At 70.7% G+C, this 15,784-nt stretch carries 12 protein-coding genes and 1 pseudogene; 2 read left to right on the top strand and 11 right to left on the bottom strand.

The features are described from left to right. Nucleotides 1-53 precede the first annotated feature (53 nt). The 3 genes and pseudogenes from ABZ281_RS12110 to galT form a co-directional block, all read right to left on the bottom strand. A pseudogene (locus ABZ281_RS12110) lies at nucleotides 54-341 on the bottom strand (galactokinase family protein); the annotation flags it as partial. Further along, entirely contained in the window at nucleotides 341-1,309 is a 969-nt protein-coding gene (galE, locus tag ABZ281_RS12115; protein WP_356654624.1) for a UDP-glucose 4-epimerase GalE, read from the bottom strand. The gene galE and the pseudogene ABZ281_RS12110, both read right to left, overlap by 1 nt. Continuing rightward, nucleotides 1,306-2,367 carry a galactose-1-phosphate uridylyltransferase gene (galT, locus tag ABZ281_RS12120; RefSeq protein ID WP_356654626.1) on the bottom strand — a complete coding sequence of 354 codons (1,062 nt, stop codon included), beginning with the start codon at nucleotides 2,365-2,367 and terminating at the stop codon, nucleotides 1,306-1,308. Before galT ends, galE begins: the two co-directional genes overlap by 4 nt. Nucleotides 2,368-2,532: 165 nt before the next feature. Between galT and ABZ281_RS12125 the strand changes: the two genes are divergently transcribed. Beyond that, on the top strand, nucleotides 2,533-4,212 hold the full coding sequence (locus ABZ281_RS12125; RefSeq protein ID WP_356654628.1) for a sodium:solute symporter family protein: 1,680 nt from the start codon (nucleotides 2,533-2,535) through the stop codon (nucleotides 4,210-4,212). Nucleotides 4,213-4,233: 21 nt separating this feature from the next. Further along, nucleotides 4,234-4,551, top strand: a complete 318-nt coding sequence (locus ABZ281_RS12130) for a hypothetical protein (protein WP_356654630.1) — start codon at nucleotides 4,234-4,236, stop codon at nucleotides 4,549-4,551. A gap of 129 nt (nucleotides 4,552-4,680) precedes the next feature. Here ABZ281_RS12130 and ABZ281_RS12135 read toward each other — a convergent pair whose 3' ends face one another. The 8 genes from ABZ281_RS12135 to ABZ281_RS12170 all read right to left on the bottom strand — a co-directional run. After that, a complete protein-coding gene (locus tag ABZ281_RS12135; RefSeq protein ID WP_356654632.1) occupies nucleotides 4,681-5,364 on the bottom strand; it encodes a LuxR C-terminal-related transcriptional regulator in 684 nt (227 codons plus the stop codon). A 257-nt stretch (nucleotides 5,365-5,621) separates the two neighbouring features. Continuing rightward, nucleotides 5,622-7,553, bottom strand: coding sequence for a PQQ-binding-like beta-propeller repeat protein (locus tag ABZ281_RS12140; protein WP_356654634.1), 1,932 nt, complete (start codon nucleotides 7,551-7,553; stop codon nucleotides 5,622-5,624). A 61-nt stretch (nucleotides 7,554-7,614) separates the two neighbouring features. Beyond that, on the bottom strand, nucleotides 7,615-9,363 hold the full coding sequence (locus tag ABZ281_RS12145; protein ID WP_356654636.1) for a PQQ-binding-like beta-propeller repeat protein: 1,749 nt from the start codon (nucleotides 9,361-9,363) through the stop codon (nucleotides 7,615-7,617). Nucleotides 9,364-9,554: 191 nt separating this feature from the next. Further along, entirely contained in the window at nucleotides 9,555-11,363 is a 1,809-nt protein-coding gene (locus ABZ281_RS12150; protein ID WP_356654638.1) for an ABC-F family ATP-binding cassette domain-containing protein, read from the bottom strand. Between the two features lie 71 nt (nucleotides 11,364-11,434). Beyond that, the gene (locus ABZ281_RS12155; protein ID WP_356654640.1) at nucleotides 11,435-12,661 is read right to left on the bottom strand and encodes a hypothetical protein; all 1,227 of its coding nucleotides are present in this window, start codon (nucleotides 12,659-12,661) and stop codon (nucleotides 11,435-11,437) included. 65 nt (nucleotides 12,662-12,726) lie between these two features. Then, nucleotides 12,727-13,629, bottom strand: coding sequence for a 4-(cytidine 5'-diphospho)-2-C-methyl-D-erythritol kinase (locus ABZ281_RS12160; RefSeq protein WP_356654642.1), 903 nt, complete (start codon nucleotides 13,627-13,629; stop codon nucleotides 12,727-12,729). After that, on the bottom strand, nucleotides 13,626-14,516 hold the full coding sequence (rsmA, locus tag ABZ281_RS12165) for a 16S rRNA (adenine(1518)-N(6)/adenine(1519)-N(6))-dimethyltransferase RsmA (RefSeq protein WP_356654644.1): 891 nt from the start codon (nucleotides 14,514-14,516) through the stop codon (nucleotides 13,626-13,628). Before rsmA ends, ABZ281_RS12160 begins: the two co-directional genes overlap by 4 nt. 32 nt (nucleotides 14,517-14,548) lie before the next feature. Next, nucleotides 14,549-15,784 (bottom strand): ubiquitin-like domain-containing protein (locus ABZ281_RS12170; protein ID WP_356654646.1); only part of this gene is annotated, 1,236 nt, incomplete at its 5' end.

The raw sequence follows: 15,784 nt of genomic DNA on the forward strand, positions 1-15,784 counted from the left end.
GGTCAGCGAGGACGGCGCCCCGGAGCAGTCGCTGCTCGACTCCGAGGAGGCCCGCCCGCCGGGTACGCCGTCCAGTTCTTGTCCGACCCGGGGACCAGGTCGTCGATGCGGAGCTCGGTCACCCCGCCCTCGACGTCCGCCGAGTGCAGCCGCAGCACGCCGTCCGTGCGCCGGGAGACGGCCGCCACCGCGGTGTGCGGCAGCGCGAAGGGCATCACGAAGCCGTCGTTGTAGTCGGTGTGCTCACCGATGAGGTTGACGCGGCCCGGGGCCGCCCAGACACCCTCGGGGACGGCTCCGTAGAGCTCCTCGAAACCGTCCCGCACCTGCTGTGCGCCCACTACTGCTCCCTTGAGATGTTCTGCGCGAAGTCCCACGCGTCCGCGACGATCCCCGCGAGGTCCGCGCGGGACGGGTTCCAGCCCAGCTTCTCGCGGGCCGTGTCGGCCGACGCCACCAGGACCGCCGGGTCGCCGCCCCGGCGCGGGGCGACCACTTCCGGGATCGCGTGGCCCGTCACCGTGCGGACCGTCTCGATGACCTCACGGACCGAGAAGCCGTTGCCGTTGCCGAGGTTGCAGATCAGGTGCTCGCCGGGCGCGGCGGCCGTCAAGGCCAGCAGGTGGGCCTCGGCCAGGTCCGCGACGTGGATGTAGTCACGCACGCAGGTGCCGTCCGGCGTCGGGTAGTCGTCGCCGAAGACCGAGATCGCCTCGCGCCTGCCCTGCGCGACCTGGAGGACCAACGGGATCAGGTGGGACTCGGGGTCGTGGCGCTCGCCGTACGCGCCGTACGCGCCCGCCACGTTGAAGTAGCGCAGGGAGACCGCGCCGAGGCCGTGCGCCGCCGCCTCGCCCGTGATCATGTGGTCGACCGCGAGCTTCGAGGCGCCGTACGGGTTGGTCGGGGACGTGGGCGCCGACTCGACGATCGGGACCTGCTCCGGCTCGCCGTACGTCGCGGCCGTCGAGGAGAAGACCAGCTTGCGGACGCCGGCCTCGCGCATCGCGGCCAGCAGCGCCATGGTGCCGCCGACGTTGTTGTCCCAGTACTTCTCCGGCTTCACGACCGACTCGCCGACCTGCGAGAACGCGGCGAAGTGCAGCACGCCGTCGAAGGAGGGGTCCAGCCACTTGGCGGCGTCGCGGATGTCGCCCTCGACGAACGTCGCGCCCGCGGGGACGCCCTCGCGGAAGCCCGTGGAGAGGTTGTCGAGGACGACGACCTCGTGACCGGCCTCCAGCAGGTGCTGCGCGACCACGCTGCCGACGTATCCCGCGCCGCCCGTCACCAGGTACTTCCCGCTCATGAACTCGCTACCTCTCGCAGTCGCTCGGCCGCGCGCTCCGGCGGCACGTCGTTGATGAACACGTTCATGCCGGACTCGGAACCCGCGAGGAACTTCAGCTTGCCGGAAGTGCGGCGGATGGTGAAAAGCTCGAGGTGCAGCGCGAAGTCCTCGCGCACGACCCCGTCGAACTCCTCCAGCGCGCCGAACGGTGCCTGGTGCCAGGCCGCGATGTACGGCGTCGGGGAATCGCTCTCACCGAAGATCCGGTCGAAGCGCCTCAAGAGTTCCAGATAGACCTTGGGGAACTCTGTGCGCGCCCCCTCGTCCAGGCCGAGCAGGTCGGGCACGCGGCGCTTGGGGTAGAGGTGGACCTCGTACGGCCAGTGCGCGGCGTACGGCACGAAGGCGACCCAGTGTTCACCTTCCAGGACGACCCGCTCACCGGCGAGTTCACGCTCCAGGACGGCGTCGAAGAGGTTCTGCCCGCCGGTCATCTCCTTGTGGGTCGCGACCGAGCGGAGCATCAGGGCGGTGCGGGGCGTGGTGAAGGGGTAGGCGTAGATCTGCCCGTGGGGGTGCTGGAGGGTCACGCCGATCTCGGCGCCCCGGTTCTCGAAGCAGAACACCTGCTCGACGGAGGGGAGGTGCGAGAGCTCCGACGTGCGGTCCGTCCACGCATCCAGCACCAGGCCCGCCTGCTCCTCGGTGAGTTCGCCGAAGAACGCGTTGTGGTCGGAGGTGAAGCAGACGACCTCGCAGCGGCCCGAGTCGCCGGCGAGCGAGGGGAAGCGGTTCTCGAACACGACGACGTCGTAGGAGGAGTCCGGGATCTCGCTCAGCCGGTCGCCCTCGGAGGGGCACAGGGGGCATTCGTCGGCCGGGGGGTGGTAGGTGCGGCCCTGGCGGTGCGAGGCGATGGCGACGGAGTCGCCGAGCAGGGGGTCGCGGCGGATCTCGGACGTGGTGACGGTGCGGTCCAGCGGCCGGCGGTCGGTCGCGTCCCGCACGCTGTCGTCACGCAGGTCGTAGTAGATGAGCTCGCGACCGTCGGCCAGTCGGGTCGAGGTCTTCTTCACGCCGGACTCCTTGTCCTTCAAACAGAACCCAACATACCTAAACACGACCCGCCCCAATCGTCAACATCACAATCAAACAAAGAGCGTCATCGGACGTGTTCAACCGCTAAAAGGCGGAGAAGAAGATTCGGCGTGGAATCGGTTCACGCAACGAAGCGAGGGCTCATGCAGACCCCCACATATCTGTCGGCCGAGCTGCGACTCCCCACGAACTGGCTCGACTACACGATCCTCGGCATCTACTTCGTCGTCGTCCTCGGCATCGGCTTCGCCGCCCGCCGCTCGGTGAAGACCAGTCTCGACTTCTTCCTCTCCGGCCGTTCGCTGCCCGCCTGGGTGACCGGCCTCGCGTTCATCGCGGCCAATCTGGGCGCCACCGAGATCCTCGGCATGGCCGCCAACAGCGCCCAGTACGGCGTCTACACCACGCACTGGTACTGGATCGGCGCCATCCCGGCCATGGTCTTCCTCGGCCTGGTGATGATGCCCTTCTACTACGGCTCCAAGGTCCGCTCGGTGCCGGAGTTCCTGCTCCTGCGTTTCGACAAGGCGGCGCACCTCCTCAGCTCGATCCTCTTCGCCTTCGCCGCGATCCTCATCGCCGGTGTCAACCTCTACGCCCTGGCCATCGTCGTCGAGGCACTGCTGGGCTGGCCTGAGTGGGTGGCGATCGTCGTCGCCGGCTTCTTCGTCCTCGCCTACATCACCCTCGGCGGCCTGTCCTCGGCGATCTACAACGAGGTCCTCCAGTTCTTCGTGATCCTTGCGGCGCTCATCCCCATCACGTTCCTCGGCCTGAAGAAGGTCGGTGGCTGGGACGGCCTGTCCGACTCCCTGACGAAGAGCCACGGCGCCGACTTCATGACCTCCTGGGGCGGCACGGGCATCGGCAGCGACAACCCGCTCGGCGCGAACTGGCTGACGATCGTCCTGGGCCTCGGCTTCGTCCTCTCCTTCGGCTACTGGACGACGAACTTCGCCGAGGTGCAGCGCGCGCTGTCCGCGAAGAACCTCTCGGCGGCCCAGCGCACCCCGCTGATCGCCGCGTTCCCCAAGATCTTCATCGTGTTCCTCGTCATGATCCCGGGCCTGGTCGCCGCGGTACTGGTCCCGAAGATCGGCACCTCCGGATCCGACCTCCAGTACAACGACGCCATCCCCTACCTGATGGAACAACTGCTGCCCAACGGTGTGCTGGGCATCGCCGTCACCGGACTGCTCGCGGCGTTCATGGCGGGCATGGCGGCCAACGTGTCGTCCTTCAACACCGTGTTCACCACGGACATCTGGGCGAAGTACGTCGTGAAGGGCCGCGAGGACGAGTACTACGTGCGCTTCGGCCGGCTCATCACCGCGGTCGGTGTCCTCGCCTCCATCGGCACGGCGTTCCTCGCACGGTCCTTCTCGAACATCATGGCCTACCTCCAGACGCTGTTCTCCTTCTTCAACGTGCCGATGTTCGTCGTCTTCATCATCGGCATGTTCTGGAAGCGGGCTTCGATGAAGTCGGGCTTCTGGGGGCTGCTCGCGGGCACCACCGCGGCGATGGTCAACTACTTCGTCCTCTACCAGCAGGACATCATCGACATCCCCTCCGACCAGGGGGCCAACTTCGTGTCGGCGATCGCGGGCTTCGTCGCGGGTGCGGTCGTCATGGTGGCGGTGTCGCTGTTCACGGCGCCCAAGCCGGCCGAGGAGTTGCAGGGACTGGTCTACGGCACGACCTCACCCGGCATGGCGGAGCCGCCCGCGCCGGGGGACGAGGCCTGGTACCGCAAGCCGGCGCTGCTGGGCTGGGGCGCGGTCGTCCTGGCCGCCGCCTGCTACATCCCGTTCTCGTTCTGACCGACGGAGGATTGATCGCACATGTCCGAGTCCCACTCCGAGAAGGACCTGCAGCGGGACATCACCGAGCTGCAGGGCAAGTCGGCGACCGCTGCGCGGCTGTTCGACATCCGGCGGATCATCGGCGGCCTGTTCGTGGTCTACGGCGTCATCGTGACGATCGCGGGGTTGACGGCGTCCGACGCGGACATCGACAAGGCTGCGGGCGTCAACATCAACCTCTGGACCGGGTTGGGGATGCTCCTGCTAGGCCTGTTCTTCCTGGCATGGCTCAAGCTGCGGCCGGCGGCGCCGGCCCCTCCGGGGGTTGAGCCGGAGCACGACGAGCCGGTGGATTGACTTGCACCTCGGGCTGAAGCCCGAGGATGAGCAGGGGCTACCCCCATCGCGCCGTTCCGAGGACGGACACGGCGCGGCCCCGACCCACACCCGACGGTCAGGCGAAACAGACGCGGACCTCCACGCACCTCACGGATCGCGCCGCACCGCGCCACCCGCCCGGTCCAGCAACCCCGTCCGGGCCGCCAGCGCCGCCGCCTCCAGGCGGGAACCCACGTCCAGTTTCATCAGCACCCGCTGGACATGCGTACGCGCCGTCGACGGTGCTATGCCCATGCCCGCCGCGATGAGGCGGGTGTCCTCGCCGTCGGCGACGCGCAGCAGCACCTCCACCTCCCGCGGCGTGAGCATCTGGAGCAACCGCTGGCCCTCGTCGTCCGGTTGGGCCGCCGGGTTGAGCAACTCGCTGAACGCCCCCTGCAGCAGCTGGGGCGCCACCGCCGCCTCCCCCGAGCGCGCCTTCATGATCGCCCGCTCGACACCCTCTATGCGCTCATCGTGCCGGACGTACCCCGACGCCCCCGCCGCGAACGCCGCCGCGATACCCCGAGGGCTCGGCACCGGCCCCAGCACCAGCACCGCCACCTGCGGCCGCTCCCGCTTGATCCGCACCACCGGGTCGAAGACCCCCGGCTCGGCCGGGGCCGCCGTCCCCAACAGGCACACCTCCGGCGCCCGCGTGATCACCAGCTCCGCAGCCCCCGCGGCCGGCGCCGCCGCGGCCAGCACCCGGTGCCCCCGCAGCTTCAACGCCGAAGCCAACGCCTCGGCCAGCAATCGGTGGTCGTCGACCACCATCAGCCGCACTCCCATCGAGCAACCCCCCAGTCACCCCAGCCCCCCATGGAAGCCCCCCGGCTCCCCCGCCTTCATGCCCCCGGAAGCTACACGCTTGTTCGACGTTGCGCTCCCCCTACCGGCGAGAATCGCCCCGGATCGCCGAAATTCCTCGCATTCCAGGTTGACCGCGCCAAACAGCTGTGGCCCCGCCCCTGAACAGGGACGGGGCCACATCAGCCACCAGTCGATCAAGAACCGGTCAGTACCCGATCAGAGCCCGATCAGCCCGGTCAGCTCGTGCCGAAGCCGACCGCCAGGTACTCCTTCTCCCGCACCGTCGACCGCTTGCTCGCATACACCTTGGACATGTACAGGTGTCCCTCGGCGTACAGGAACTCGGAGTACTCCGGCGACATGTCGGTCTCCACGTCGCGGACCGACCTCGTCGCGGGGTTCTGCAGCAGCGTCGTCTGCTTGAAGCTGCCCCCGGCGATGCTCACGACCTGTCCGCCCTTGTCGTAGGGCGGACGCTTGTACGCGATCAGGTTGCCGCCGTCCATGCGCAGCGGCGAGATCGTGTAGCCGTCGCCCGCGTCGGCACGCTGCCCGGTCTGCTTGCCGGTGGCGAGGTCGAAGGCGACGATCTCGTTGGTCTGGCTGTACTTGCCGGTGCCGTCGTGCTCCTCGGTCGGCAGGTACAGCCGGTCGTTGCCGACGGCCAGCAGGTTGCAGGCCTCGACGCGGGTGATGCCCTCGCAGCGGGCCGCGAACTGCTCGCCCGGCGCGGAGATGCGCGTGCGCAGCTTGCCGGTCTTGCCGTCGATGGAGAAGAAGTCGGAGATGCCGCTGCCGTCGCCCGCGGAGTCGCCGACGTCGGCGGCCACGACCAGCGGGTTGGTCGACACGATGCTGGCGTACTCGATGCCCTCGGCCATCTTGTACTCCGAGATCACCTTCCCGGACTTCGGGTCGATGGTCTGGATGTGCAGCTGCCGCTGGTCGTACGAGCCGCACTTGCGCACCGCGACCAGCTTCTCGCCGCCGCCGTACCCGGCGTCGTAGCAGGAGTCGGTCGGCTTCGGGCTCCACAGGAGTTTGCCGGAGACGTCGAAGGCGGCGCCGCCGCTGGTGCTGCCGACGGCGACGGTCTTCCCACTGATCGTGATGTTGTCGAAGTTGATCTGCTGGTCACCGGTCTTGACGGTTTTCGTCCACAGCTTCTTGCCGGCGTCGAGGTCGATGAGCGCGATCTGGCTGCACCCGTGCGAGGGGTCGGCCTTGGTGGGCATCGCCGGCTGGTAGAGGATCGCCGTCAGGTTGTCGTCGGTGACGTGGCGGCTGGCCTGGCAGACCGGCCCGGACAGCGGCAGCTTCCACAGCTCGCCGCCCTTGTCGCGGTCGTAGCCGACGATCTGGGCGATGCCGCTCTTGACGTACGCCTTGTCGGTGAGCCACGAGCCGGAGACGACGACCGTGCTGTCGTTCTTCACCTCGGGCGCCGGGACCTGGAACAGGACCTTGGCGTTGGGGTCGGACGGCGCCTTCTCCTTGCCGGAGGTGGTGCCGCCGTTGTCGTCGTCCGTGCCGCCGGTGCCGCCGCTCTGGCCGGCTGTGTCGTTCTGCCGGCCCTCGTCCTTGCCGGACGAGGCGTACCAGACACCGCCGCCGATGATCAGGGCGATCGCCACGACCGCGGCGACGATGATCGCCATCTGGGCGTTGAACTTCCCGCCGCCGCCCGGCTGTCCGGCCTGCGGCTGGTGCGGCATGGCCTGCTGCGGATAGCCGTAACCGGGCTGCTGACCGTAGCCCGGCTGCCCATAGCCCGGCTGCCCATAGCCCGGTTGGCCGTAGCCCGGCTGGCCATAGGGCGCCTGCTGCGGCTGCCCGTACGCCCCCGGCTGCTGACCGGGGTAGCCGTAGCCGGGCGGGCCCTGCGGTGCCTGCGGGGGCTGCGGGGGCTGGGACGCCGGAGCCCCCTGCGGATACCCGTACCCCTGCGGAGGCGTGGGCGGGGTCTGCGGCGCGGCGGGCGGAGGCATCTGCGGAGCCTGCGGCGCCTGGGGGTAGCCGTACCCCGGCTCCGGGGCCTTGCCGAGGTTCGGCCCGGCCGCGGGCGGCGGCGTCTGCGGCGGCTGGTCCTGCGGCGGCTGGTCCTGGGGCGGCCCGAAGCCGCCCCCCTGTGGGGGCTGCTGGGGCGGCGGGGGCGGCGGCTGGGTCATGACGTGGGTACCTCGGGTAAGGGGACGGGCGACGGGGGAATCTCGGAAGGAGGAGGAAGAGTCACTTGCCGTAGGCGAGCATCAACTTCTCCTTCGTGTCGTCGTTCCCGCTCAGCCGGGTCGTCGAGATGTAGAAGCGCCCGTCGGCCCAGTCGATGTCCTTGGAGAAGAAGCTGTTCTCGATGTCCGCGGCACCCTCGGGGTTCTGCAGCAGCTTGGACGGCTTGTGGCTGCTGCCGCCGGTCGGGATGGACACGATCTGCCCGCCCGCGTCGTACGACGGTTCCACGTAGGCGATGAGCTTTCCGCCCTCGGTCTTCACCGGCAGCATCGACTCGTCGGAGGGCGACTTCACGCGCCACTTCTCCTTGCCGTTGGCGAGGTCGACCGCGACGATCTCGTTGGCGCCGGTGGTGGCCTTGGTCGGCAGGTACAGCGTGGTGTCGTCCACGGCGACGCCCTGACAGCCCGTGAGGTTGCGCTCGAGGATGGCCCAGCCGCACTCGGGGGCGAAGTCCTCGTCGAAGCCGACCTGCGAACGGAACTTGCCGCCGGAGGTGAAGGTGGAGATGTTCCAGGCCTTCTTGTCCTCGTTGGTGCTGTAGACGACCAGCGGGCTGACCGAGTAGGTGCGCGCGACCCGCCAGCCCTTGTCGAACGGCTGGGTCCACTTGGCCTTGCCGGTCGTGGGGTCGAGCTCCTGGACCTCGTCGTGCTCCTTGTCGGTGCCGGCGCCGCAGGAGGAGACGGCGATCAGCTTCTCGCCGCCGGCGAACGCGGCGGGGAAGCAGGAGTTGCCGTACTTCTTCTTGTCGAAGAGCTTGTCGCCGTTGGTGACGTCGTACGCCGTGCCGGACTGGGAGCGGCCCACCATCAGGGTCTTGCCGGTGATGGACAGTTCGACGGAGAGCGTGGAGTCGAACAGGGCGCCGTCGGCGACCTGTTCCTTCCAGCCCTTCTCGCCGGTGCCGAGGTCGATCTCCTGGAGCTGGTTGCACTTGGCGCGGTCGCTGCTGCCGCTCATGTACGCGACGACGATCTTGTCGTCGGACGTCTTCTGCGGGGTCGTCGCGCAGATCTTCTGCGGGAAGGTGATCGCGTCCCAGGACGGCTTGCCGTCACCGACGTTGTAGGCGAAGAGCTGCTTGTAGGCGGCCTTCACCGCGGTCTTGTCGGTGATCCACATGCCGTCGGCGTCGGCACCGGAACCGGGGGCGTCAGGCGCCTCCTTGTACCAGAGGACCTTGGCCTCGCCGGCCTGGCGGCCCGCGTTGAGGTCCTCCGGGTCCTCGCCGCCGTCGCCGCTGCCGTCGCCGGGGTTGACCGGGGCGGAGGAGCCGGGCTTGGCGTCATCGCTCTTCTGGGCGACGGGCTTCTTCTTGCCCTTCCCGTCGTCGCCCGTGACGGCCCACACGGTGCCGGCGACCACGAGCAGCACGGCGACCGCGGCGCCGATGATCAGGGCGGGCTTGCCCTTGAAGGGGTTGCTCGAGCCGCCTCCGGGCGGGGTGCCGGGCGCGCCCGGGTACTGCGGCTGCTGCGGATAGCCGTACCCGGGCTGGCCGTACGGCCCCGGCTGCTGCGGCTGGCCGTAGGGGCCGGGGTTGTACGGCCCCGGCTGCCCGTACGGACCGGGCTGCTGCGGGTAGCCGTACCCCGGCTGCGGCGGGCCCTGCGGGGGCGGCGGCGTCTGGGGCGGGCCCTGGGGCGGCGGCGGTGTCTGCGGTGCCCCGTAACCACCGCCCTGCGGCGGCTGGTTCTGCGGTGCTCCGAAGCCACCGTGCGGCGGCTGACTGGGCGGCTGAGTCATCAGCGGCTCCCCCGTTCGATCACTGATTTTTAGCCACGCCCTGAGGTACACGATGGGCTCAGAGTCGCTTCATAAAGTTCTAAGACGCCTCTTTCTATCACCAGGTTCCGACAGCACACCGGGCCGATCACCCCCTGTTCCCAAGGGAGGACCGGCCCGTGATGCCGTCGTTATGCGCCTTCACGCACCCTTCACGCATCCTCGGCCAGTTCCAGCCAGCGCATCTCCAACTCCTCACGCTGACCGGCCAACTCCCGTAGCTCTGTATCCAGTTCGGCCACCTTTGTGAAGTCCGTGGCGTTTTCGGCGATCCGGGCGTGGAGTTTGGTCTCCTTCTCGGAGACCTTGTCGAGCTGCCGCTCGATCTTCTGGAGCTCCTTCTTGGCGGCGCGCTGGTCGGCGGCGCTCTTCTCCGGGCCGGCGGTCTGCGACACGGCGGCGGGTGCCGAGGCGGCCGCGGCCTCCTCCATGCGCTGCCGCCGCTCCAGGTACTCGTCGATGCCGCGCGGCAGCATCCTGAGGGCGCCGTCGCCGAGCAGGGCGAACACCCGGTCGGTGGTGCGCTCGATGAAGAACCGGTCGTGGGAGATGACGATCATCGAGCCGGGCCAGCCGTCGAGCACGTCCTCCAGCTGGTTCAGCGTCTCGATGTCGAGGTCGTTGGTGGGCTCGTCGAGGAAGAGGACGTTGGGCTCGTCCATGAGCAGGCGCAGCAGCTGGAGCCGACGGCGCTCACCACCGGACAGGTCGCCGACGGGCGTCCACTGCTTCTCCTTGGTGAAGCCGAACGTCTCGCACAGCTGCCCGGCGGTCATCTCGCGTCCCTTGCCGAGGTCGACGCGCTCGCGGACCTGCTGCACGGCCTCCAGCACGCGCGTGGCCGGGTCGAGTTCGGTGACCTCCTGCGACAGGTAGGCCAGCTTCACCGTCCTGCCGACGCGGACGCGCCCGCCGACGGGCTGGGTCTCGCCATCGGACCTGGCGGCCTCGGCCATGGCCCGCAGCAGGGACGTCTTGCCGGCGCCGTTGACGCCGACGAGACCGATCCGGTCACCGGGTCCGAGCTGCCAGGTGACGTGCTTGAGGAGGACCTTGGGGCCCGCCTGTACGGTGATGTCCTCCAGGTCGAACACGGTCTTGCCCAGCCGGGTGGAGGCGAACTTCATCAGCTCGCTGCTGTCCCGCGGCGGCGGTACGTCCGCGATGAGCTCGTTGGCGGCCTCGACGCGGAAGCGCGGCTTGGACGTACGGGCGGGCGCCCCGCGGCGCAGCCAGGCCAGCTCCTTGCGGACCAGGTTCTGCCGCTTGGCCTCCTCGGTGGCGGCGATGCGCTCGCGCTCGGCCCGGGCGAAGACGTAGTCGGAGTAGCCGCCCTCGTACTCGTAGACCGCGCCGCGCTGGACGTCCCACATGCGCGTGCACACCTGGTCGAGGAACCACCGGTCGTGGGTCACGCACACCAGCGCCGACCTGCGGGTCTGCAGATGCCGGGCGAGCCAGGCGATGCCCTCCACGTCGAGGTGGTTGGTGGGCTCGTCCAGGACGAGCAGGTCCTGCTCCTCGATGAGCAGCTTGGCCAGGGCGATCCGGCGCCGCTCACCACCGGAGAGCGGGCCGATGACGGTGTCCAGCCCCCTGGGGAATCCCGGCAGGTCGAGACCGCCGAACAGGCCGGTCAGCACGTCCCTGACCTTGGCGTCACCGGCCCACTCGTGGTCGGCCATGTCGCCGATGACCTCGTGGCGGACGGTGGCCTCGGGGTCGAGGGAGTCGTGCTGGGTGAGCACGCCGAGTCGCAGCCCGCCCGAGTGCGTGACGCGCCCGGTGTCGGCGTCCTCCTGCTTGGCGAGCATGCGGATGAGCGTGGTCTTGCCGTCGCCGTTGCGGCCCACGACACCGATGCGTTCCCCTTCGGAGACGCCGAGGGAGACGCCGTCGAGCAGGGCGCGGGTGCCGTACACCTTGCTGACGTTCTCGACATTGACCAGGTTGACGGCCATTACTCTCCTGCCAAGGGGGATGGATCGACCCTCCAGGGTAGTCGCGCGCGGGGGTGCTCCGGCCGGGGCGTTCAGGAGCCCTCGGCGTCCTCCCGGCGGCGCTGGTAGCGCCACACGTCCATCAGCCTCTCGTCGAACGGCTGATCCGGGTCGCGGGGGCCGATCCGGTGCTCGGCCTTTACGCAGCGCGGATCGTCGCGGTAGGCCAGGCCGGACACGGCGCAGATGCGGATCTCCTGACGCTCGTCATGGGTCAGGGTGACCAGGGCGTCCCCCACCTCGGGCTCACTCCCCCGGTAGTGCCCGAGCCAGCGGCACGCCGCCTCGCGCACGCCGGAGTCCTCGTCACCGGCCAGCGTGAGCACCGTGGCGAGGCCCTCGGGGCGGACCTGGGAGCGCTCCAGGGTGTCCGGCACCCGGGAGCGCACCCTCGGGTCCGGGTGGGTGAGGTGCGACAGTCCCACGGCCTCGATCTCGGGGGCGCTGTCGTGGGTCATCGCGTTCAGGAGGGCGGCCAGTACCTCCGGGTCCTCCTCCTGTTCGGCCCAGGGCACCAGCTCCCTGCCGCGCTCCCAGAACGGATCACCCCCCTTGAGGGGGTCGCCGAGGATCAGGAACAGCAGGATCTCCGCCGCGAGCAGCCGGTGCAGCCGGTCAGGGTGGTTGAGGAGGTCCCGGGTCCATTGCCAGGTCTCCTCGTCCAGCCGGCGGCCGAGGGTGAACACCACGTCCGACCAGACCACGTGGCCACGGTCCGGATGGACGAGGGCCCGGTCCACCAGTTCGTCGAAGGGCGTACGGATCCCGTAGCGCTGTTCCATGGAGGTGAGGATCGCCCCGTGCTCGTCGCGCACGGTCGTTCCGCCGAGCGTGAGCTGCTCGCACCACCAGCCGATCTCGTCGTCCACGACCCTGATCCGCTCGATGGGCCCGGTGAGGCCCGTGATGCGGCGCAGTTCGGCCTCCGCACCCGCCTCGGCCCACCGCCGGGCCCGGGCCAGCATGTCTGCGCGGGCCGGTGCCGAGAGCGGGATCCGGCTGGTGGCGAGCGCATAGGACAGGAGGTGTGCCCCGCCGTCCACGGCCCGTGTCAGCGGGGTACTCCCGTCGGGCAGCGGGCGCAGGGGGTCGGCACCGCCGTCGAGCAGCGCCTCGGCGACGGGTGTGTCGTACGCCGCCACGGCCAGGCAGAGGACCGGCAGGCCCTCCGCGAGGGTGTCCGGGTCGGCCCCGTCGTCCAGCAGGTCCCGGACCTCGTCCGGGTCTCCGCGCCGCACGGCCTCGACCAGTCGCTCCACGCCTGTGCTCCCCCTCGTCGACGACCGGGGGAGCCTAGACAACGGGCGGCTGCCGGGGCACGTGATTATCCGGCGGCTGCCACCGTCGCCCCGGGGACCGGTCCCGACGCCGTGCGCACCGTCCGGCACGTCCCGGACGCCAGCAGGGCCTGCGCCACCGCGGCGGCCGACTCCGGGTCGCGGACCAGGAACGCGGTGGTCGGGCCGGAGCCCGAGACGAGTGCGGTGAGGGCGCCGGCGGCCCGGCCCGCGGCCAGGGTTCCGGCGAGTTCCGGGAAGAGGGAGAGGGCGGCCGGCTGGAGGTCGTTGGAGACGGCGGCGGCGAGCGCGTCCGGGTCGCCCTTGGCGAGGGCGGCGAGGAGTTCTCCGGAGGCGACCGGTTCGGGGATGTCCGTGCCCTCGCCGAGCCGGTCGAACTCACGGAAGACGGCCGGGGTGGACAGGCCCCGCCCGGCCATCGCGAACACCCAGTGGAAGGTGCCGCCGACCTCCAGGGGGGTCAGCCGCTCGCCCCGTCCGATACCGAGGGCGGCCCCGCCGACCAGGCTGAACGGCACGTCGCTGCCCAGCTCGGCGCAGATCTCCAGGAGTTCGGCGCGGGAGGCGCCGGTCCCCCACAGCGCGTCGCAGGCCACCAGGGCGCCGGTGCCGTCCGCGCTGCCGCCCGCCATGCCGCCGGCGACGGGGATGTCCTTGGCGATGTGGAGGTGGACGTCGGGGCTGCGGCCGTACCGCTCGGCGAGCGCTTCGGCGGCCCGCGCCGCCAGGTTCGTACGGTCCAGGGGGACCTGGTCGGCGTCCGGGCCGTCGCAGGTGACGCGGAGTTCGTCGGCCGGGGTGACGGTGATCTCGTCGTAGAGGCCGACCGCGAGGAAGACGTTGGCGAGGTCGTGGAAGCCGTCGGGGCGGGCGGCGCCGACCGCCAGCTGGACGTTGACCTTGGCGGGGACGCGGACCGTGACGCTCACGCGGTCTCCTTCTCCTGGTGGCGGTTCGCCTTGTGCTCGGCGATACGCGCGAACTCTTCCACGGTCAGCGACTCGCCCCGGGCCTGCGGCGAGACCCCGGCGGCGACCAGGGCCTCCTCGGCCGCAGCGGCGGATCCGGCCCAGCCGGAGAGTGCGGCCCGCAGCGTCTTGCGGCGCTGGGCGAACGCCGCGTCGACGACGGCGAACACCGCGCGCTTGGATGCCGTCGTCTTCAGCGGCTCACTCCGGCGGACCAGGGAGACCAGGCCGCTGTCGACGTTGGGCGCGGGCCAGAACACGTTCCGCCCGATGGAACCGGCGCGCTTGACCTCGGCGTACCAGTTGGCCTTGACCGAGGGGACGCCGTAGACCTTCGAGCCGGGCGGGGCGGCGAGCCGGTCGGCGACCTCCGCCTGGACCATGACGAGGGTGCGCTCGATGGTCGGGAAGGTGTCGAGCATGTGCAGCAGCACCGGGACGGCCACGTTGTAGGGCAGGTTGGCGACCAGCGCGGTCGGGGCGGGGCCCGGCAGCTCGGTGACGTGCATGGCGTCCGAGTGGACGAGGGCGAACCGGTCGGCGCGCTCGGGCATGCGGGCCGTGACGGTCGCGGGCAGGGCGCCGGCCAGTACGTCGTCGATCTCCACCGCCGTGACCCGGTCGGCGGCCTCCAGCAGTGCGAGGGTGAGCGACCCGAGGCCCGGGCCGACCTCGACGACCACGTCGTCGGGGCGCACCCGTGCGGTGCGGACGATACGGCGGACGGTGTTCGCGTCGATCACGAAGTTCTGTCCGCGTTGCTTGGTCGGGCGCACGCCGAGGGCTGCCGCGAGCTCGCGGATGTCGGCGGGGCCCAGAAGGGCGTCGGGGGTGGGGCTGCTGGTCACGGGGACAAGGGTACGGGGGGCTGCGTCGAGGCCTACCCGCGCAGCCGTCCCCCGCAATGCGGCCACGGACTGGTCCCGCGCCGCACATACAGCTTCTTCGCCCGGTAGGTCTGCTCCGCCGCCGGGGCGTCCTGGGGGCGCCCGCTGCCGCCGAGGGCCTGCCAGGTCCCGGTGTCGAACTGGTAGAGGCCGCCGTAGGTGCCGGAGGAGTCGACCGCGTCGGGCCGGCCGCCGGATTCACAGGCCGCGAGGCCCTGCCAGTCGAGGTGGTCGGCGCCCTGTACCGAGGCCGGGCGCTGCTTGGTGCCGACCTTCACCACCTGCGCGCGCGGCTCGCGCACCACCTCGGACCTGATCTGACGCGGCTTCTGCCGCACGCCGTTGACCGTGCGCAGGGCGAAGGTGATCCGGCGCAGGCCGGGCTCGCCCGCCCGCTCCACGACCTCCGTGCCCCGGAACAGGGTCGGGTCCTCCCTGCGCCGCACCTGGAAGGGGATCGGCTCCTCGCGGACCTCCTTGCCGCCGGTGATCCGCAGCACGGTCACGGTCTGCCCGTCGCGCGGGAAGCTGCCCTGCGGGACCGAGGTGGTGTCCTGGCCGTGCAGGGTGATCCCGGCCTCCTCGACGGCCTCCCGTACGGTCGCCGCGTTGGTGCGTACGGTGCGGGCGCGGCCGTCCGCCATGATCGTGACCGTGCGCTCGGTCCGCACGTCCAGCGCGAGGCCCCCGCGCCCGATGCGCCGCGAGCGCGAGGTGGACACGTACGCGCCCTCCTGCCGCACCCCGATCTGCCGAAGCGCCCCCTCCACCGTGTGGGCGGTCGTCCACAGCTCACGGCGGAGTCCGTCGAGGGTGAGCCGCACGGGACGGGCGTAGTGCACGGCGACCTCGTCGCCGCTGCTGATGTCCGTGCCGGGCCCGGGCGCCACCACGTCGTGGGCGCCGATCTCGACGCCCTCCTCGGTCAGCAGTTCGGTGACGTCGTCGGCGAAGGTGTGCAGCGTGCGCGTCTCGCCGTCGACGTTCAGCTCGATCGCCTTGTCCTTGGCGACGAACGCCGTGGTGCCGCCCGCGAGGAAGGCGACGACCAAGGCCTGCGGGAGCAGTCGCCGCATGGGGCTGTCGGGGCGCTCGGCGTAGCGCACCTTGCGCCGGCGTGCGGACCTGCGGTGCGAGCCGTTGCGCGCCGCGGCACGCGACCCGGCGCGCGCATCCGTGCCCGGGTCGGGGTACCCCGCGGGTCCGGGCGCGGGCTCGTCGGCCGGAGC

The sequence above is a fragment of the Streptomyces sp. NPDC006265 genome, from assembly GCF_040613555.1.
Classification (GTDB): Bacteria; Actinomycetota; Actinomycetes; order Streptomycetales; family Streptomycetaceae; genus Streptomyces.

Excerpts from the sequence above, each read along its gene's own strand:
- galE (WP_356654624.1), bottom strand. The coding sequence starts at position 1,309 with ATGAGCGGGAAGTACCTGGTGACGGGCGGCGCGGGATACGTCGGCAGC.
- ABZ281_RS12125 (WP_356654628.1), top strand. The coding sequence starts at position 2,533 with ATGCAGACCCCCACATATCTGTCGGCCGAGCTGCGACTCCCCACGAAC.
- ABZ281_RS12130 (WP_356654630.1), top strand. The coding sequence starts at position 4,234 with ATGTCCGAGTCCCACTCCGAGAAGGACCTGCAGCGGGACATCACCGAG.
- ABZ281_RS12135 (WP_356654632.1), bottom strand. The coding sequence starts at position 5,364 with ATGGGAGTGCGGCTGATGGTGGTCGACGACCACCGATTGCTGGCCGAG.
- ABZ281_RS12140 (WP_356654634.1), bottom strand. The coding sequence starts at position 7,553 with ATGACCCAGCCGCCGCCCCCGCCGCCCCAGCAGCCCCCACAGGGGGGC.
- ABZ281_RS12145 (WP_356654636.1), bottom strand. The coding sequence starts at position 9,363 with ATGACTCAGCCGCCCAGTCAGCCGCCGCACGGTGGCTTCGGAGCACCG.
- ABZ281_RS12150 (WP_356654638.1), bottom strand. The coding sequence starts at position 11,363 with ATGGCCGTCAACCTGGTCAATGTCGAGAACGTCAGCAAGGTGTACGGC.